At 51.1% G+C, this 19,015-nt stretch carries 21 protein-coding genes; 19 read left to right on the top strand and 2 right to left on the bottom strand.

The window, feature by feature from the left end:
• The first annotated feature begins 106 nt into the window (after window positions 1-106).
• The 17 genes from H1S01_RS14195 to H1S01_RS14115 all read left to right on the top strand — a co-directional run bounded on the left by H1S01_RS14195 (window position 107) and on the right by H1S01_RS14115 (window position 16,761).
• Window positions 107-1,483: a putative DNA modification/repair radical SAM protein gene (locus H1S01_RS14195; RefSeq protein ID WP_188041088.1), complete on the top strand. Its 1,377-nt coding sequence runs from the start codon at window positions 107-109 to the stop codon at window positions 1,481-1,483.
• A gap of 280 nt (window positions 1,484-1,763) precedes the next feature.
• Window positions 1,764-3,128 carry a deoxyribodipyrimidine photo-lyase gene (locus H1S01_RS14190; RefSeq protein WP_188041087.1) on the top strand — a complete coding sequence of 455 codons (1,365 nt, stop codon included), beginning with the start codon at window positions 1,764-1,766 and terminating at the stop codon, window positions 3,126-3,128.
• 165 nt (window positions 3,129-3,293) lie between these two features.
• Window positions 3,294-3,746, top strand: a complete 453-nt coding sequence (locus H1S01_RS14185) for an RrF2 family transcriptional regulator (protein WP_188041086.1) — start codon at window positions 3,294-3,296, stop codon at window positions 3,744-3,746.
• Window positions 3,747-3,831: 85 nt separating this feature from the next.
• Window positions 3,832-5,019, top strand: a complete 1,188-nt coding sequence (gene nifS, locus H1S01_RS14180; RefSeq protein ID WP_188041085.1) for a cysteine desulfurase NifS — start codon at window positions 3,832-3,834, stop codon at window positions 5,017-5,019.
• Complete coding sequence (gene nifU, locus H1S01_RS14175; protein WP_188041084.1) at window positions 5,001-5,381, top strand: Fe-S cluster assembly scaffold protein NifU; 381 nt, start codon at window positions 5,001-5,003, stop codon at window positions 5,379-5,381. The genes nifS and nifU overlap by 19 nt, the downstream gene beginning before the upstream one ends.
• A gap of 248 nt (window positions 5,382-5,629) precedes the next feature.
• Entirely contained in the window at window positions 5,630-6,760 is a 1,131-nt protein-coding gene (gene mnmA / locus H1S01_RS14170; protein WP_188041083.1) for a tRNA 2-thiouridine(34) synthase MnmA, read from the top strand.
• Window positions 6,761-6,821: 61 nt separating this feature from the next.
• On the top strand, window positions 6,822-7,310 hold the full coding sequence (locus H1S01_RS14165; protein ID WP_188041082.1) for a PRC-barrel domain-containing protein: 489 nt from the start codon (window positions 6,822-6,824) through the stop codon (window positions 7,308-7,310).
• 20 nt (window positions 7,311-7,330) lie between these two features.
• Window positions 7,331-7,513, top strand: a complete 183-nt coding sequence (locus tag H1S01_RS14160; protein WP_188041081.1) for a hypothetical protein — start codon at window positions 7,331-7,333, stop codon at window positions 7,511-7,513.
• 56 nt (window positions 7,514-7,569) lie between these two features.
• The gene (locus H1S01_RS14155; protein ID WP_188041080.1) at window positions 7,570-8,592 is read left to right on the top strand and encodes an AI-2E family transporter; all 1,023 of its coding nucleotides are present in this window, start codon (window positions 7,570-7,572) and stop codon (window positions 8,590-8,592) included.
• 199 nt (window positions 8,593-8,791) lie between these two features.
• Window positions 8,792-11,443, top strand: a complete 2,652-nt coding sequence (alaS, locus tag H1S01_RS14150) for an alanine--tRNA ligase (protein WP_188041079.1) — start codon at window positions 8,792-8,794, stop codon at window positions 11,441-11,443.
• 403 nt (window positions 11,444-11,846) lie between these two features.
• On the top strand, window positions 11,847-12,119 hold the full coding sequence (locus H1S01_RS14145; RefSeq protein ID WP_155476829.1) for an IreB family regulatory phosphoprotein: 273 nt from the start codon (window positions 11,847-11,849) through the stop codon (window positions 12,117-12,119).
• Window positions 12,110-13,054, top strand: coding sequence for an aldo/keto reductase (locus tag H1S01_RS14140; protein ID WP_188041078.1), 945 nt, complete (start codon window positions 12,110-12,112; stop codon window positions 13,052-13,054). The genes H1S01_RS14145 and H1S01_RS14140 overlap by 10 nt, the downstream gene beginning before the upstream one ends.
• 3 nt (window positions 13,055-13,057) lie before the next feature.
• Window positions 13,058-13,477, top strand: a complete 420-nt coding sequence (gene ruvX / locus H1S01_RS14135) for a Holliday junction resolvase RuvX (protein WP_207732343.1) — start codon at window positions 13,058-13,060, stop codon at window positions 13,475-13,477.
• A gap of 179 nt (window positions 13,478-13,656) precedes the next feature.
• Window positions 13,657-13,929 carry a DUF1292 domain-containing protein gene (locus tag H1S01_RS14130; RefSeq protein ID WP_170291932.1) on the top strand — a complete coding sequence of 91 codons (273 nt, stop codon included), beginning with the start codon at window positions 13,657-13,659 and terminating at the stop codon, window positions 13,927-13,929.
• A gap of 143 nt (window positions 13,930-14,072) precedes the next feature.
• Window positions 14,073-15,095 carry an endolytic transglycosylase MltG gene (gene mltG, locus H1S01_RS14125; RefSeq protein WP_188041077.1) on the top strand — a complete coding sequence of 341 codons (1,023 nt, stop codon included), beginning with the start codon at window positions 14,073-14,075 and terminating at the stop codon, window positions 15,093-15,095.
• 37 nt (window positions 15,096-15,132) lie between these two features.
• Window positions 15,133-16,509: a U32 family peptidase C-terminal domain-containing protein gene (locus H1S01_RS14120; protein WP_279287013.1), complete on the top strand. Its 1,377-nt coding sequence runs from the start codon at window positions 15,133-15,135 to the stop codon at window positions 16,507-16,509.
• A 45-nt stretch (window positions 16,510-16,554) separates the two neighbouring features.
• A complete protein-coding gene (locus H1S01_RS14115; RefSeq protein WP_188041075.1) occupies window positions 16,555-16,761 on the top strand; it encodes a hypothetical protein in 207 nt (68 codons plus the stop codon).
• A 67-nt stretch (window positions 16,762-16,828) separates the two neighbouring features.
• On the opposite strand, the gene H1S01_RS14110 is transcribed toward H1S01_RS14115, so the two are convergent.
• Window positions 16,829-16,975 carry a hypothetical protein gene (locus H1S01_RS14110; protein ID WP_155476834.1) on the bottom strand — a complete coding sequence of 49 codons (147 nt, stop codon included), beginning with the start codon at window positions 16,973-16,975 and terminating at the stop codon, window positions 16,829-16,831.
• Between the two features lie 193 nt (window positions 16,976-17,168).
• Here H1S01_RS14110 and H1S01_RS14105 point away from each other — a divergent pair, with 193 nt between their 5' ends.
• Window positions 17,169-17,417 (top strand): AbrB/MazE/SpoVT family DNA-binding domain-containing protein, encoded by a 249-nt coding sequence (locus tag H1S01_RS14105; protein WP_188041074.1) that lies wholly within the window; start codon window positions 17,169-17,171, stop codon window positions 17,415-17,417.
• Between the two features lie 126 nt (window positions 17,418-17,543).
• On the opposite strand, the gene H1S01_RS14100 is transcribed toward H1S01_RS14105, so the two are convergent.
• Window positions 17,544-18,077 carry a phosphatase PAP2 family protein gene (locus H1S01_RS14100; protein ID WP_188041073.1) on the bottom strand — a complete coding sequence of 178 codons (534 nt, stop codon included), beginning with the start codon at window positions 18,075-18,077 and terminating at the stop codon, window positions 17,544-17,546.
• Window positions 18,078-18,348: 271 nt separating this feature from the next.
• On the opposite strand from H1S01_RS14100, the gene lexA reads away from it, so the two are divergent.
• Window positions 18,349-18,981 carry a transcriptional repressor LexA gene (lexA, locus tag H1S01_RS14095; protein ID WP_243237338.1) on the top strand — a complete coding sequence of 211 codons (633 nt, stop codon included), beginning with the start codon at window positions 18,349-18,351 and terminating at the stop codon, window positions 18,979-18,981.
• The last annotated feature ends 34 nt before the right edge of the window (window positions 18,982-19,015 follow it).

Below are 19,015 nucleotides of genomic sequence, written 5' to 3'. Positions count from 1 at the left end.
GCCTTCATTCATTGGTTGATAAAAGCAGGTTTAATCGTTTATAGTAATAATGGAACTTATGTTCGAACTAGAAGGAATTCGGTCGAGTGAAGAAGGGGATACGCCTATGGACTTGAATACAAAATTGCAAATATTGGCAGCTGCTGCCAAATACGACGTATCCTGTTCTTCCAGCGGAAGCAATCGGGGAAAAGCAAAAGGGAAACTGGGGAATACAGCATCGTCAGGCATATGTCATAGCTGGTCTGATGACGGCCGGTGTATTTCCCTGTTAAAATTGCTTTTTACCAACGATTGCTGCTACGATTGTTCCTTCTGTGTGAACCGGGTATCGAACGATATGCCTAGAGCCACCTTTACGCCGGAAGAATTGGCTGACCTAACCATCAACTTTTACCGTCGCAACTATATCGAAGGATTGTTCTTGAGTTCTGCTATCTCGGGAAATCCCGATCGCACAATGGAACAACTCGTGCAAACCGTCCGCATTCTGCGGGAGCGCTACCGCTTCAATGGTTACATTCACTTGAAAGCCATTCCTGGTGCAGACAGACGGTTGATCGAGGCGGCGGGATCGCTCGTCGATCGGCTAAGCGTAAATATAGAACTGCCTACGTCAGAGGGCTTGCGTCGCCTTGCTCCACAGAAAAAACGAGAAAACATTTTAAAACCGATGGGACAGATCACCTCGAAAATCGTGGAAAACAGGGAAGAACGACGCCAATTCCGGCGAACACCGACCTTCGTGCCGGCAGGCCAAACGACACAGCTCATCGTCGGAGCTACCCCGGAGACGGATCTGCAGATCTTCCATTTGGCTGAAGGTCTTTACCGGAAGTTTCAATTGAAACGGGTCTATTACTCTGCCTACGTCCCGGTCATGCGAGATCCGAAATTACCGGCGATCCCGGCGCCTCCGCTGCTCAGGGAGCACCGCCTGTATCAGGCTGACTGGCTGCTCCGTTTCTATGGATTTACTGCGGGAGAAATTTTGGACGGCTCTCAGCCCAATCTAGACTTGGATGTAGACCCAAAGACAGGCTGGGCCCTTCGGAACCTACACTCGTTTCCCGTTGAAATCAACCGGGCCGACTACGAGACGCTTCTCCGCGTCCCCGGTATTGGTGTCAAATCTGCCAATCGCATCATCACCGCCCGGCGGGTCCGCCGCATCGAGTTTGAACATCTGGCCAAGATGGGCATCGTGCTAAAACGAGCCCGCTACTTCATCACCTGTAACGGCAAATACTACGGCCAAGTGAGCCTCGACGCTGCCAACCTTCGCCAACGACTCATTCTCCCTCAAGCTACCAAAGGCCTCACTTCGGGATGGGAGCAAATGTCTCTCTTTACCGAAGCAAATGATCCGGCACAAGTTCCCCTTGCCTTGCCAGGTGTTTTTTCGGAGACACAAAAGGGGTTGCTTGTTCCCGTACTTCCTTCGATGGAGGATAAGCTCGCTTTAGTTACAGGAGAAATATAATCAGGAGCTTGAATCAGAGGTAAGCCATTGATGACCTGAAAGAAGAAGCAATGCTATAAAAGTTTTGTCATAGTAAACCTGGGGGTGTATTGACGGAGTGAGCGTTTTGGGCGAAGCGGCGTCAGCGAGCGAAGTCTGCGGAGCGTAAAGGGCGCCACGGTTTACATGCAGAAAAGCCTAGAGGTTTGGCGCCCTAGCGGAGCAGACAAGCGAGTAGCCGCGTAGCCCTTAGCGAACGGAGTCATTGCACCCCGGGTTAGTACACGGGAGGAGAAACAGCTTGATTCAAAACACCCGCATTCAAAACCTAAACGATGCCGAAATCCAATCGGGTGAATATGTCCTCTATTGGATGCAAGCATCGCAGCGAACCGAATACAATCATGCTCTTGAGTACGCCATCGATAGGGCGAACCGCTTGGACCAGCCGCTGCTGGTCTATTTTGGTATCACCGATTCTTTTCCCGGAGCTAACGAACGGCATTATGGGTTCATGTTGGAGGGTCTACAAGAAGTCCAAAGCAGCCTGCGTCAGCGGGGAATCGCCATGATCGCCCAACAAATCTCGCCGGAAATCGGCGTCGTCCAGTTGGCTTCCAAAGCCTCTTTGGTCGTGGTGGACCGGGGGTACTTACGAATTCAAAAAGAGTGGCGCCAATTTGCCGCGTCCCGTATCGCTTGTCCCCTCGTCCAAGTGGAAGCGGATGTGATTGTACCGGTAGAGACGGCTTCCCCGAAAGAAGAATATGCCGCAGCCACCTTCCGCCCCAAGATTAAGCGTCAGTTGCAGGAATACTTGGTCCCGCTGGAGAGGCGAACTATAGGCAAAGCGCGGCCGGACTTGGCCGAAACATGTCTTTTTTCCGACCGAGTTGACTTGGAAGATATCGAAGGTACCCTGGCCCGGTTGAACATTGACCGTTCTGTCGGGAGATTGAAATGTTGGCAGGGAGGGACAAGCACTGCCAAAAGGTTGCTCGAACGATTCATCACCACGAAGTTGGAGCATTATGGAGAACGTCGCAATGATCCTTCCCTAGATTATGTTTCTTCCTTAAGTCCTTATCTGCATTTTGGGCAGATTTCACCTCTTTACATGGCCTTCCGTGTGCAAGAATCGAACATAACAGCCAGCGTAGATGCCTACATGGAAGAACTGATCGTCCGCCGAGAATTAAGTATCAACTTTGTTCATTACAACCTGCGCTACGATGAGTTCACTGCTCTTCCGGAATGGGCGAGACAGACATTGCATACCCATCGTGTCGATTGCAGAGAATTCAACTATGGATTGTCTGAATTAGAAAATGGTCTAACGGATGATCCTTTTTTTAACGCAGCCCAAACAGAATTACGGAAACGTGGAATCATTCATGGCTACATGCGCATGTACTGGGGGAAAAAAATCTTGGAATGGAGCCCTTCTCCCGAAGAAGCTTTCCAGATCGCCCTCTGTCTCAACGACAAATACGCTTTAGACGGACGAGATCCTAACGGATACACTGGTGTTGCCTGGTGTTTTGGGAAGCACGATCGCCCCTGGGGGGAAAGGGCCATCTTTGGGAAGGTTCGTTACATGAACGCGGCTGGACTGCGTCGAAAGTTCAACGCCATGGCTTATGTGCAAAAAGTGGAGAAATTATAAGCTAATCTCCGTTAAATCCAAAAAAGTCTATTCGGAGAGGCCATAAGCCTTTGACAAATCCCGAGTGCTATGGTAAACTATGACCCAAGAAATCCTATTAAAATAGTAGGATTTATAAGTAAGATTCTTGACAAATTCAAGCGTTTCAGACCGTGAGGTGAAGCGATGAAGCTATCCACCAAAGGACAATATGGTGTGCGGGCCATGTTTGACTTGGCTCAGCATTTTGGACAAGGACCGGTATCCCTGAAGATGGTCGCCGAGCGACAGGATATCTCCGAGCACTACCTGGAACAGATCATCGCCGGTTTGCGAAAAGCCGGTTTAGTGAACAGCATCCGGGGAGCGCAAGGGGGATATATACTGTCGAAAGAACCGTCGGCCATCACCGTCGGAGATATCATTCGAGTGTTAGAGGGGCCTGTAGCGCCTGTTGACTGTGTCAACGAAGAATTGACCGAACGGTGCGCTCGGGCCGATCAGTGTATAACCAAGATGATCTGGGCCAAAGTACGCGATTCCATCGAGCAAGTCATTGACGGGATCACCTTGGCTGACATGGTGAAGGAAGCGGAGAAAATGAGATTTGCCGAAGGCAACTATATGTATCACATCTAGAACCGCTCCCAGACTCCACGAAGAGCCTTAGATAAAGGCTCTCACCTGTCTACAACAATGAATGCGGTCAGAGGAGAGAATACCAATGCGACGTGTCTATTTGGACCATGGGGCTACTACCCCCGTACATCCGGAAGTCATTGAAGCGATGGTCGCTTGCATGCGGGATCACTTTGGGAACCCATCTAGCGTCCATTCCTTCGGCCGAGAAGCGAAAAAACTCTTGGAAGATGCCCGGTCGAACGTGGCCAAATTGATTGGCGCCCGGCCCGAGGAAATCATCTTTACCAGCGGTGGTACGGAAGCCGACAACCTAGCCATCTTCGGCGTGGCCCGTGCCATGCGCAAGAAAGGCAACCATATCATCACCTCAGCGATAGAACACCATGCTGTCTTGGATGCCTGTCTAGCGCTGAAAAAAGAAGGCTTCGAAATCACCGTTTTACCGGTCGATGAATATGGCATGGTCAAGATCGAAGATCTAAAAGCGGCCTTGCGGCCAGAGACGACATTAGTCACCATCATGCATGCCAACAACGAAGTCGGGACGATTCAACCGATCCAGGAAATCACCCGTATCGTCAAAGAGCATGGCGCCATCATGCATACAGACGCCGTACAGACAGCCGGTAAAATTCCTGTCGACGTAAACGACCTAGGCGTGGATTTATTATCGGCCTCATCACATAAAATTTACGGACCGAAAGGTGTCGGGTGCCTTTACATCCGCAAAGGGACGAAGCTATTTCCCCTCACCCATGGAGGCGGACAGGAACGGAAACGACGCCCAGGAACGGAAAACCTCCCTGGTATCGTCGGATTTGGTAAAGCTGCCGAAATCATGACCCGTGACCTGCCAGAAGAAACGAGCCGCATGACCAAACTGCGCAACCGCCTCATCGAAGGGCTCACTGCCATTCCGGAAGTGAAGCTGAACGGGCATTCCACCGATCGCCTGCCCATCAATGTTAATGTATCGATTCGTTACATTGAAGGTGAATCGCTCTTGCTCATGCTGGACATGAAAGGTATCGCCGGTTCTTCCGGTTCGGCTTGCACCTCAGGATCCCTCGACCCGTCCCATGTCTTGCTGGCGATGGGCATCCCCCATGAAATCGCCCATGGTTCGCTGCGGCTCACCTTGGGACGAGATAATTCGGAAGCAGACATCGACTATGTGTTACAAGTGGTCCCGGAAATCATCGAACGGCTCCGGGCCATGTCCCCCCTATATGATCGCAAGGAGGCGCAAACATGTACACCGATAAAGTAATGGACCATTTTATGAATCCCCGCAACGTCGGGGAAATTGAAAAGCCCAGCGGCGTAGGCGAAGTGGGCAACCCCACCTGTGGCGACATTATGCGCATTTATATCGACGTAGAAGACGATATTATTAAAGACGTCAAGTTCAAAACCTTCGGCTGCGGCGCTGCTATCGCGACCAGTTCCATCTGCACTGAACTGGTCATCGGCAAAAGCATTGACGAAGCTCTCAAACTGACCAACGAAGCCGTCGCCGAAGCCCTCGACGGACTGCCCCCACAAAAAATGCACTGCAGCAACTTAGCTGCCGATGCGCTGCACAAGGCGATTGCAGACTATAAGGCGAAACGGGAAGATAGTAAAGAATAACCTTTTTTTGCTGTAGAAAAGTTAGGGGTGCATCGACGGAGCGAGCGATTTGAGCGAAGCGGCGTTAAGCGAGAGCAGTCCACGAAGCGTACAGGGCGCCATGGTTCACTCGCAGAACAGCCCAGGGGTTTTGGCGCCCTAGCGTAGTGGGCAATCGAGTAGCGCGGGGCTCTTAGCGAGTGAAGTCGATGCACCCCCGCTTTAGCATAATTTAACACTTTTACTGCAAGTGAATTGAGGTCTTCACAATGCCAGAGACAGTTGTAGTAGCCATGAGCGGCGGCGTAGATTCATCTGTGACCGCCGCTCTTTTGCTCGAAAAAGGATATAACGTCATCGGGGTGACCCTGCAGATCTGGCCGAAAGACGCGCCCGAAGGTGCTGAAGGGGGTTGTTGCTCCTTATCGGCGGTGGAAGACGCCCGCCGGGTCGCTTTCACCTTGGGGATCCCCCATTACGTGATGAACTTTCGCGACTATTTTGAAGAGGAAGTCATCAACTACTTTGGACAGGAATACCTGGCCGGTCAAACGCCCAACCCCTGTATTCGCTGTAACCGGGTCATCAAGTTTGAAGGACTGCTGCAAAAATCGTTAGCACTCGGCGCAGACAAGGTAGCCACGGGTCACTATGCTCGTATCGAATATGATGCCGATCGACAACGGTACCGACTCGGACAAGCCAAGGATGCGAAAAAAGATCAATCCTATGTCCTTTTTAATATGACTCAGGAACAACTGAGCCGGACCATGTTCCCCTTGGGCGGATTTACGAAACCGGAAATCCGTGAAATGGCCCGGGGATACAACCTGGCCGTCGCTTCCAAACCGGACAGCCAGGAGATTTGTTTTATTCCGGACAATGACTACCGACGCTTCTTGCAGGAGCGTTACCCGGAGAACCGCTTTGCCCCGGGTCCCTTCGTCGATACGAGCGGAAACGTCATCGGAACCCATCAAGGATTGCCTTTTTATACAGTCGGCCAGCGCAAGGGTCTTGGACAAGCTTTTGGCTACCCGGCTTATGTAGTCGGCCTCGATGTGGCACGTAATGCAGTCATCATCGGCAGGGATGAAGACGTGTTCAGCCGCCGGTTGCTCGCCGGAGATTTGAACTGGATCGAGGTAGAACATTTAACGGCGCCCATGGAGGTGCAGGCGAAGATTCGCTACAGCGCCCCTGTAGCCAAGGCGATCATCCGACCCACTGAGGAAGGCGATCAAGTCATCGTCGAGTTCGAAGAGAAACAGCGTGCCATCACACCGGGTCAAGCCGTCGTCTTTTATCAGGGAGATTGGGTGGTAGGCGGTGGGACGATCCTCGAAAACCTGGATTTGTCTTTACCGAGTATAAAGCCGCCGAAAATAGGTCAAAAATAGTAAGCAAAGACCAGAGTATGCGCCACGCAGGCTCTACGAACAACCTTAGGGAGATGCCCGCATGCTGAAAGGAAGAGACGTCATCCATCTGCCGATTGTCCATCCGGCATCGGGTCAGACACTGGGACGGGTAGCCGACCTGATTGTCGATCCCGAACAGGGAAGAGTGACGGAACTTCTCATCGATGCTCAGGCAGAGGGAGGGACTTCACGGATTTCCTGGTCCCAAGTTCAAGTGGACCAGGATGTGATCCGAACGGAAGCTCAACCGGAAGCAGCCTCCCAGGACACGGAAGAAAAACGACTTTGTATTTCCCGGTTTTCCGGATGTCCGGTAATGACGCAGGGGGGACGGTCGATCGGTCAGGTCGGAGACCTGCTCATCGATCCGTCACAAGGTCATGTGACCGGTGTCGAAGTGACTGATGGTCTGATGCAGGACTTATTGACCGGACGGATCCAACTTCCATGGCCGGATGTGTTACGCTGGAGTCCCGAGACCATCGTTGTTGCCGATCACTGGCAAGACGCGTGGCAGCGGTCGCTCTAGGCGGAGATGGGGGGATTTCCATGGGCTGTCCTATCTGTGGCGGAAAGCAGGTGGGCAAAGTCGGGGTGAACCAGTATTACTGCTGGAACTGCTTTATTGAGTACAACGAACGCAATGAAGTCTTTGAAGTAGCAGAAGATGGTACCTTGATGGCCATCGAACCGGAAGTCTTTTCCGACCCGATCACTCAGGCAACCGTATAAGCAAAAAAGCCCGCCCGCCTATGCCGGGCTTTTTCCATCTGGAGGTGGTGGCGGCCTTGTTGAAGGGCCGTTGGCGCATCGTATCGGTAAGCGGTTTTCTGCTTTGCGTCTTCCTTTTTGCTTATCTGACTCGTCAGACTTTGACGCCCTTCCTCGTCGCCGCCTTGCTGGCTTATTTGCTCTTTCCTGGTGTGATCTGGTTAGAGCACCATGGTATTCCCCGCACTTGGGCTATCCTGCTTTTGTTCGTCGTCGTCTTCGGCGGATTCGCCTCCATAATCGCCTACGGGCTTCCGCTGATCCTCGGCGAGCTCAATCGTTTCAGCGTTCAGTTGCCTGGCTATGTGGAACAGGTCCAAAAAGCGGCCGATGGAATTCAACAGAGCCTGATCTCTTCCGGGTTTCCACCGGCGATTCAACAGGTATGGGGAGAGACCCTGGCTCAGGGTGAGGAGACGCTGTTAAGAGCGGTGCGCTGGCTATTGAACAGCATCGTGACTTTGCTGTCCAACGCCCTCGATATCGTACTGATTCCGGTGATGGCCTTCTATTTTCTTCGGGACTGGGAAACGATCGGTGAAGGGTTCTTGCATCTGCTGCCTCAGCGATGGCGAAGTCATGTCCAGATCGTCGCTTTAGACGTCAACCGGGTCCTTAAAGCGGTCATCCGTTGCAACCTGCTCATGGCCGCTATCGTCGGTGTTCTGACTACAGTCGGTCTATGGTGGATCGGTCTCGAATACAGTGTGCTCATCGGCATCATCGCAGGTGTGGCAGACTTGATCCCCTATTTTGGACCGATCATCGGCATGGTTCCAGCAGTCATGGTAGGCCTCCTCGAATCGCCGCGATTGGCCCTCTGGGCAGTCGGGATCATGATCCTCATCCAGCAAATCGAATCAAACCTGCTCTCTCCGAAAATTCTGGGAGATTCGATCGGGCTTCATCCCCTGACGGTCATCTTTGTCCTCCTGGCCGGCGGGAATCTTTTCGGAACATTGGGAATGTTGCTTGCTGTGCCATTAACGGCCGTTGGGCGAGTGATCGGGAGATATATTCTCTTAAAAGTTTTTGTGTAAAGCCTTGCATTCGTGGAGTGGATTTACTTGACAGGGGAACGGGAAAAAAGCTATATTACAGGTTGGACAGATATCGACAGGATTTCGACCGGACGAGTCGTGTTCCAGCCCTAAAGGTACCGCGACGAGACTCGTCCCAGGTTCGACGAAACAATCGAACCCGGGAGGGGTTTTTTGTTTATTTAAGGAGGCGTTTGGTTTGCAATTCACCGGCAACCGGGTGCGACAACTGTTTTTAGAGTATTTCGAGCAAAAAGGACATACTGTTGTCGCCAGTTCTTCCTTGGTTCCCCATAATGATCCGACGCTTTTGTTCACCAACGCCGGCATGAACCAGTTTAAAGACCTGTTCCTCGGCTATGAAAAGCGTCCCTACGTCCGAGCCACGACCTCGCAAAAATGCGTGCGTGCCGGCGGCAAACATAACGACCTGGATACGGTCGGTCGTACAGCTCGTCATCACACCTTCTTTGAGATGCTAGGCAACTTCTCTTTCGGCGATTATTTCAAAAAAGACGCCATTCGTTTTGCTTGGGAGTTTTTGACCGATGTGGTCAAGCTGCCGAAAGATAAGCTCTATGCGACCATCTATCTTGACGATGAAGAAGCTCATGAACTGTGGAAAAAGGAAATCGGAGTGCCGGAAGAGCGGATTATCCGTCTCGGCGAAAAGGACAACTTCTGGTCTATGGGGGATACGGGTCCCTGCGGACCCTGTTCGGAAATCCTCATCGACCGCGGTGAACACCTCCGTTGCGGCGCTGAAGATTGTGCCATCGGAAAATGTGACTGTGACCGCTGGCTGGAGATTTGGAACCTCGTCTTTATGCAGTTTAACCGTGATGAACAGGGCGTGATGACACCGTTGCCCAAGCCGTCCATCGACACGGGCATGGGCTTAGAACGGATCACCTCTGTGCTGCAAGATGTGCCCTCCAACTATGATACGGATCTGCTCCGTCCTCTCATCACCTATGTGGAACAATTGAGCGGTAAAGAATATCACCGCGATGACCGGGGCTTTCCTTTCCGCGTCATCGCTGACCATATTCGTTCCTGCACCTTCCTGATCACTGATGGCGTCCTGCCAGGCAATGAAGGCCGCGGCTATGTGCTGCGCCGGATCCTGCGCAGGGCGGTCCGCTTCGGTAAAGTGATCGGTATCGAAAAGCCTTTCATGTATCAAATCGTTCCCGTTGTCGTTGAACTGATGGGCGAAGCCTATCCAGAGATCAAGGAAAAACAAGACTTTGTTCAAAAAGTCATCAAGATTGAGGAAGAGCGTTTCCATGAGACCCTCCATGAAGGCATGCGCATCGCCGCCGACATGGTCGCTAAGGTCAAAGAAGATGGAGGCGCTGTCCTACCGGGCCGTCAAGCCTTTACGCTCTACGACACCTACGGATTCCCTCTTGATTTGGCTGAAGATATCGCCGAAGAAAACGGCCTGACGGTGGACAAGGATGGCTTTGCCGCCGCAATGGAAGCACAGCGGGAGAGGGCACGGGCAGCCCGGCAAGACACGTCTTACGGCGCCGGAATGGAGATATGGGCAGATCTGCTGAATAAACTGGGCCCAACCGCTTTCACCGGTTATGGTCAGTTAAGCGGACAGAGTCAGATTCTGGCCATCGTCTCAGGGCCGGAACAAGTAGCGGAAGCGGCTGTCGGAACGGCTGTGCAAGTGATCTTAGCTGAAACGCCTTTTTATGCGGAATCAGGTGGTCAGATCGGCGACACCGGGTACATCCGTACCGATAAAGCATTCATTCGCATTGACGATACAAAGAAAATGGCCGGCGGCCTCTTCGTCCATGTAGGGGTTGTGGAAGAGGGGACAGTCCAAGCAGGCGAAACGGTCACGGCGGAAGTGACAGGATTGCGCCGTCAAGCGATCGCTCGTCATCACAGCGCCACCCACCTTTTGCATAGAGCATTGAAGGATGTCCTGGGTGAACACGTCAACCAGGCCGGTTCACTCGTCACCGGAGATCGACTGCGCTTCGACTTCTCCCATTTCACCCCCTTGACCCGGGAAGAATGGAAACAGATCGAAGAGTCTGTAAACCGGCAAGTCTTCTGTTCCTTACCGGTCGAAGTCTTTGAGGCAACCCTCGATGAAGCGAAAGCCATGGGCGCAACAGCGCTCTTTGGAGAAAAATACGGCGATCATGTCCGGGTCGTTCGTATGGGTGACTATTCGATGGAACTCTGCGGGGGTACACACCTGCAGAACACAGCCCAGATCGGCTTGTTCAAGCTCGTCTCAGAAGGCGGCATCGGCGCCGGACTTCGCCGTCTGGAAGCGGTCACCGGTGAAGCAGCCCTAGATTATCTGAATGAACAAGAAGAAATCGTCCGGGGACTCGCGGAAAAGCTGAAAGTTCCTCCCGTTGACGTAGCCCACCGCGTCGAAACACTGCAATCGCAAGTCCGGGAAAAGGAGCGGGAGATCGAACAACTGCTGGCTCGCCTCGCCAAATACCAAGTGGAAGATCTCTTAGCCAACCGTGAAGAGATCAGCGGCGTCCAAGTGTTGGCCGCTAAGGTACAAGCTCCCGACATGGACGCTCTGCGCCAAATGTCTGACTTGTTAAAAGAGAAGATGGGCTCTGGCGTGCTTATCCTTGGATCTGTCGTGGGAGATAAAGTTAACCTTGTCGCTTCCGCTACCAAGGACATCGTAGGTCGTGGTGTCCATGCGGGCAACTTGATCAAAGAAGCCGCCAAAACCTGCGGCGGGGGCGGCGGCGGCCGACCTGACATGGCCCAAGCCGGCGGTAAGGATCCGAGCAAGCTGGCTGAGGCGCTGGACGCGGCCAAGAAACTGCTGAAAACGCAAATTAAATAGTCGGTTAAACGTGAATTAACCAGTGACAAAACATTGTACCTTTAGAATGTAACATGAAACAAAGCTTGGGGTCTGTTGACGGAGGGAGCGATTTGAGCGGAGCGGCGTAAGCGAGCGAAGTCTGCGAAGCGTAAAGGGCGCCAAGGTTCACATGCAGAAAAGTCCAGAGGTTTTGGCGCCCTAGCGCAGCAGAAAAGCGAGCAGCCGCGAAGCTCTTAGTGACCGGAGCCAACAGACCCCCGCATTTAGCACAATGTTACTCTAGCCTGGTCTTGATTAATATAACGAACAAACACTAGGCGGACTAAGTATTTTTTACACAAAGACAGAGGAAAATAGAAACTGGCGGAGAATATATGGCTGGAAGAGATTTTTTCTGCCGTCCGTTAGGGGGTTGGGACCGATGGCCAACGAAAGTTTTGACCAAACCATGATGTTTCAGGGCAAAGTCGACGACGAACTGGCGACGAGCGACATCCTATATACTGTGCACGAGGCGCTCAAAGAAAAGGGCTATAACCCGATCAACCAGTTAGTCGGTTATTTGCTTTCTGGAGATCCGGCCTATATCACCAGCCATAAAAACGCCCGCAGTTTGATTCGCAGACTTGAACGTGACGACCTGTTGGAAGAACTGGTTCGCTACTACTTGGAGAGCCACAAGGAATGCAAATAGAGCTAGGCCAAACTGGAGTTAAGGTATCCCGTCTCTGTTTTGGAAGCCTGACCATAGGCCCGTTGCAGGCAGGGTTGCCCCTTGAAGAAGGGGCAGCCCTTTTGCGATTGGCCTTTGAGTCGGGCGTTAATTTTGTCGACACTGCACAGATCTACGGCACTTACCCTTATATCCGCAAGGCTCTTCAGGGCTATTCTGGTGACGTGGTTATTGCTAGTAAATCCTATGCCTATACGGCCTCAGCGATGGCTGAGGCACTGGAGGAAGCCCGGAGAGACTTAGATCGGGATCGGGTGGAGATCTTCCTGCTCCATGAACAGGAAAGCGAACATACCTTGCGCGGCCATTGGGAAGCCTTTGAGTACCTGCTGGAGGCAAAAGCGAAGGGATGGGTGAAGGCCGTTGGCTTATCGACCCATTCGGTGGCAGGTGTACGAGCCGCCCTCGCCGTTCCTGAGATCGATATCATCCATCCGCTCGTCAATATGGCTGGTATCGGCATCCTCGATGGAACGGTAGAGGAGATGCTGGCATCGATACAAGAGGCCCGCCAGAGGGGAAAAGGAATCTATGCCATGAAGGTCCTCGGTGGCGGTAATCTTTACGGCCAAGCTCAAGCGGCGATGAGATGGGCTCTGGGACAACCCCATATACAGGCGATTGCCGTAGGCATGCAGTCTCCGAAAGAACTGGCGTTGAACCTGCAGCTGTTTTCGGGAAACGATGGCGACGGCGAAACTTGGGCACAAGTACAGAAACGGGAGCGGCGCCTACACATTGAAGATTGGTGCCAAGGGTGCGGCAAGTGTATTCCTGCTTGCCCTCAAAAGGCTCTCCATTTGCTTGGTCCACAAGTTTACGTGGAGAAGGGCCGCTGTGTGCTCTGTGGATACTGCAGCCGTATGTGCAGGGATTTTTGCATCAAGGTGGTATGAGTGTTGCGGACGATGGGCTTAGACGTAGGAGAGAAAACCATAGGTATCGCCGTTTCCGATTTAATGGGATGGACTGCTCAAGGAGTTGAGACGATCCGCCGCACTCGCCTAGAGGCGGATCTGCAGCGTTTACAAGAACTGATGCAGCAATGGGAGGTCGATTCCGTCGTCTGCGGCCTGCCGCGAAATATGAACGGTACCTACGGACCTAAAGCGGACGAAGTGCGGAAATTCGGAAGTCTTATTGAAAAGCGTCTTAAGATTCCTGTCCACTTTTGGGATGAGCGCCTGACGACCGTTGCAGCCCATAAGACCCTTTTAGAGGGGGATATGTCCAGGGCAAAACGCAAAAAAGTGGTAGACAAATTAGCGGCAGTGCTCATATTACAGAATTATATAGATGCCAATAGTTGTAAAAAATGAACCTGATCTCATGGAAAAAGACAAAGAACTTCTTATTGATCGGGAACTCACTGTCATTAATGAACAAGATGTTTAGTTAACGGACAGTTTGGATATACTTAGGTTGAGCTTTCGTTGACAAGGGGTTTTTCCTGGTATACAATGGCTTTAGTTTGGAAGCGAATAGAGGTGATTGACCGGTGGATCAAGAACAAGAAAATATCATCGTCCTGACGGATGAAGATGGTAATGAGTTAGAATTCGAAGAACTGGATCGTGTCGAGGTCGACGGTCGTGAGTACGCTATTCTCCTGCCTCTTGACGATGAAGAAGATGAAGCGATCATCTTGCGCGTTGAGTATGAGGAAAACGGGGAAGAAGTATTCAGCCACATTGAAGACGACGAAGAATGGGAAAAAGTCGCTGATTTCTGGCAAGAGATGAGCGAAGAAGAATTGGATGATCAAGAGTAAATTACCTATTCAAAGCCATCCGGGAAACCGGGTGGCTTTTCGTTTTTTCGGGAAATATTGAGTTTGCTGTCGTATAGCGCGTATAATGGTACCGATGTCCTCCCTGAGTTAGATGGAGGATTTTTTTCAGAGGAGGAGAAACCGTGCGGAGAGAGAAGCGGGGCAGGTCGACGAAGCTTTTTTTCATGATCATTTTGATCATCGGTATCATTGCACTTCAAGTCTTTTATACCTATCAAGAAGGAATCACCCCCCTGGAACCGGGCGCAGGCCATGATATTATCGTCAATATTCCTTCGAACGTTTCGGCAAAAGAAATCGGGGGCATTCTGGAGCAACAAAAGGTCATTCGCAGCAGTTGGGCTTTTAGTCTATACACTCGTTTTCACGGTTCTGAGTCGCTTAAAGCCGGTGACTACCTCTTAAATTCAGGATCATCGGTTCCTCAAATCCTTGATCAATTGAACGATGGAAAGACGTTGCTCTACACCTTTACGATTCCTGAGGGGTATACGATTCGCCAAATTACGGACCTTTTAGTTAACAAAGGGTTAGTCGATAAAGAGGCATTTCGCAAAGCCCTCGCAACAGTGCCCTTCGATTACGACTATCTTCGAGGACTGCCATCAAATGAAAAGAGGTTGGAAGGGTTTTTATTTCCAGCCACCTATCGCATCCAGCGCGATACACCGCCTGAAGACATCATCCGCATGTTGGTCAACCGCTTTAACCAGGAACTGACACCGGAAGTTCGGGCTCGGCTCAAAGAACTCAACATGAGCGTCCACGATGCAGTCACCCTCGCTTCACTTGTTGAGCGGGAAGCAGCGAAAGAGGAAGATCGTCCAAAGATTGCCGCTGTCTTTCTGAATCGGCTGAAAAAGAACATGAAGCTGGAAGCCTGCTCGACCGTACAGTATTTACTAGACCAGCCGAAGGCCAAACTGTACTATAAAGATCTCGAAATCGAGTCCCCCTATAACACCTATAAACATGGCGGACTCCCGCCAGGACCGATCGCGTCACCAGGACAAGCCAGCCTTAAAGCAGTACTCTATCCGGAGAATGTCGACTATCTTTATTTTGTCGCTAAGGGAGATGGATACCATTACTTCAGTCGAACCTACAGTGAACACTTGCAAGCCATGGCCAAATATAACAACTGAAGTCCTAGCTCCTGCAGGCAACTTGGAGAAGCTGATTATGGCTCTCCATTACGGGGCTGATGCCGTCTATCTAGCCGGACAAGCTTATGGATTGCGCGCCTTTGCCGATAACTTTACACCAGAAGAGATGGCCGAGGGGATAAAGTACGCTCACGAACGTGGGAAAAAAGTCTATGTCACCGTGAATATCTTTGCCCATAACCGTGATTTCGCTGGGTTGGCTGAGTATTTACAGCAGGTAGAAGAGTTGGGTGCTGACGCCATTATCGTCTCCGATCCAGGTGTTTTTTCGGTCGCCCGTCAGGTTGTACCGAATCTTCCGATCCACATCAGCACGCAAGCCAACGTGACCAACGCTGAATCGGCTCGTTTCTGGGCCGACCAAGGAGCCGAGCGGATCGTCCTGGCTCGCGAGTTAACCTTGGCCGAAATTCGAGAAATCCGCCAGGCTGTCGATGTGGAACTGGAGGTATTTGTCCATGGTGCCATGTGTATGTCTTATTCGGGCCGCTGCATGATCAGCGATTACCTCACGGGACGTCAGGCGAACAAAGGCGAATGTGCCCAAGCGTGCCGGTGGAAATACGCTTTGATGGAAGAGACCCGGCCGGGCATATACCTGCCGGTGGAGGAAGATGAACGGGGCTCCTACGTATTTAACTCTCGCGATCTCTGCTTACTTCAAGACATTCCTGCCTTGTTGGAAGCAGGCGTCCATAGCCTAAAGATTGAAGGTCGGATGAAAAGCGTCCATTATGTGGCTACGGTGACCCAGATCTATCGGCGCGCCGTCGATCGCACCCTGTTGGCTTGGAGAGAGGGGAGGGAACCGCGCATCGAAACTTCCTGGTGGGAAGAACTCGGCAAGATCAGTCACCGCCCCTATACCCGTGGTTTTCTCTACGGCCCTCCTGGTCAAGAACCGGAAATCGCCTATCGCCGCGAATACGATTTTGTAGGCATCGTCCGCCAATATGATGAACAGCAACGAAAAGCCTTAATCGAGGTGCGCAATCGTATCCGTCTAGGCGACCTACTTGAAATCGCAGGTCCTTCGACAGCCCCATCGCTGATCATCGTCAATGAAATGTGGGATGAAGAAGGAAATCCTCTTGAACAAGCGCCTCGTCCCCATCAACTGATCACCCTCAAAGTTCATCGTACCCTGGCCCCCTTCGACTTGATCCGCCGCCCGAAGAGCGGCGGTGAGGAGTCCTTCTTAAAAGTACGCATCAATCCGTCCCATATCTTTTACCTGGACATCATCTTAGAAGGCTTTGGTCATCTCGGCGTTCCGACAACCGTCGACAAGGAGTCTGGCATGGTCTTAATCCGAACGACACCTGATACCAAAGAAGAGGTTATCCGGGTTCTCGAGAGCCTCCCCTGGCCAGTGCAGTGGGAGCAGGATTAATTTTAGTCATTTCCGGCAAACTAAGTTCGGAGGTGACGTCATCCGATGGAACTGAACACCCAGGACTTCTTGATGAAAACCTTGTTGAACGAGCAGGAAATGGTCCGGGACTTTCAAAAGTTTGCCCAGACCACCGATGATTCGGAAGTGGCCCAATTGTTTCAGGAATACGCAGAAACCGATGCCCTCCGGGCCAATCGACTCAAAGACATCCTGCAAAACAAGTACGGCCATCCCATTGACGAAAAATAAAAGACCAATTTACAAAGAACTAGAGACCCCGTCGCCAGAACGGGGTCTCTAGTTCTTTGCAGATAGATTAACGATACATAGGCCAAAGCAGGTGACCAAGATAAAAGGTGAGACCAATCGCGACAACATGCCATGCCCACCAACCGACATTGAGAAACTCAAAAGCCGTCCCATTTAAGACATTACCTTTGGTTCGTTCCATGTTATTATCCACGAATTACACTCCTTTCGTTGATTTATGCCTAGTATTTCCAGAACATGAGAAAGCCAAACCTATTTTCTAAATCATAGGTAAAACAGAAAAAAGTACCACCTTTATGGAAAATAAAGGTTGACAAAGAATAGTGCGGGGTTTATAGTAAAGACATCCGAAATTGTCGAAGGTTGTTGAGAAGGGGGAGAAAACCATGAAGTCGACGGGAATTGTAAGAAAAGTTGACGAATTGGGGCGAGTAGTAATACCGATGGAACTGAGAAGAGTGATGGGCATCGGTGATAAGGACGGTTTGGAGATCTATGTGGAAGACGAAAAAATTATTTTGAAAAAATATGAACCAGCTTGTGTCTTTTGCGGAAGTGCCAATGATGTCCAGAATTACCGCGGGAAAGTCGTCTGTAAGGAATGTGCCGAATCCATGGGTAAAATGGTCGGCTAAGTTTAATTACACATTACTGAGATAATCAATACGATACATATATGACCTACCGCCGATAGAGTTCTTAGACTACATCAGAGGTGCTTTGGATCGTTTGCAAATGGGCTACGAGAAGGGCAGTAGCGTTTACACGCTACTGCCCTTTTTTAATTCCCTTACTTCATCAATACGGTAGGAAGCGGGTGGCTTATCGAAGGGGCAAATAAAATGCCAATAGACCGAGGCCGCCAAGAGTGAAGCTATGACATCGCTAGGCCAGTGAACGCTGAGGTAAAGGCGGCTCATTGAGACGAGAAGGATGACAACCCCTGTGAATAGGGCACCCACCTTGCGATGGCGTTGACCTGTGAGTACAAAAACAACTGCCGGGAGCACCAACGCGATGCCGAGCGTATGTCCCGAAGGAAAAGAGGGACTTGCTTCTAGAGCCAGAGCTGGTACAACATCGGGACGAATTCGTCCAAAAAGATACTTCAAGGGAAAGTTCAATAATCCCCAAGCGACCAGACTAGACGTCAAAATTTGAAGGGAATAGGGTTCGCCTTTTTTAATCCCGTAAAGACCTGCCAGGAGCGTCGCAGGTACAAGCACTTTGGCGGAACCGAGGCAAGTGATGTAACCCATAAATTCGTTCAAATTGTCGCTTCGCCAGCGGGACATCGTAATAAGCCCCCAGGAATCGAAGTATCTGATGCCTTCTGGGAAGAACAGAATCAAGCAGCCCAAAAAAAGAAGTACGGCTGATGTCATTGTAATCGCAAATGGAAATCGAGAAATAGGCACGAGATCGCCTGCTTTCTATGTGCTCAAGATGTAAAAAACGTTTCACATTAAATTAATTTCGTCGAAATGACTCCAGATCCTCTATCCATCAACAGATGCTTGTTTTTGGCAGAACGTATGTGCTAATATGAAAGAGGAGGTGGGGATCATGAAGCTCACACCGAAAGAGCAAGCCGTCTATAACGTGATTAAAGAACATATTCGCGAAAAAGGTTATCCTCCGAGTGTACGGGAAATCGGAGAACAGATGGGATGGGCCTCTAGTTCGACCGTTCACATCTACTTAAAGCGTTTAGAGGAAAAGGGATTCCTTCGCAAGGATCCGACCAAACCACGTGCCATCGAACTGATTCCGGAACGGCAAGAGCGGCTCGCCGAGAAAGGCCAAGAAAAAGTCCGCCATGATTATGTAGAGGTTCCTCTCGTAGGCGCCGTAGCGGCAGGACAACCGATTTTGGCGACCGAGTACGTAGAAGATTATCTACCCCTTGCTCCCAATTACCTCGGTCAAGGCGATTTTTTTGGGTTAAAAGTCAGAGGAGACAGCATGATCGAAGCAGGCATTTTCCACGGCGACACGGTCATTGTCCGCCGCCAACCTGACGCAGCTAACGGACAGATCGTGGTTGCCATGATGGAAGAGGAAGCCACGGTGAAGCGCTTTTATAAAACCGCCGATCATGTTCGTCTACAACCGGAGAACAGCGCCATGGAACCGATCATCGCTCGAGACGTAACTATTTTAGGCAAAGTCGTCGCTGTCATGCGTCGATTACACTGAACAAAAGCCACCGTCGCGCCACGGTGGCTTTCAA

The sequence above is a fragment of the Heliobacterium chlorum genome (genome assembly GCF_014502795.1).
Classification (GTDB): domain Bacteria; phylum Bacillota; class Desulfitobacteriia; order Heliobacteriales; family Heliobacteriaceae; genus Heliobacterium; species Heliobacterium chlorum.
This window is presented reverse-complemented; position numbering and strand designations above follow the sequence as displayed.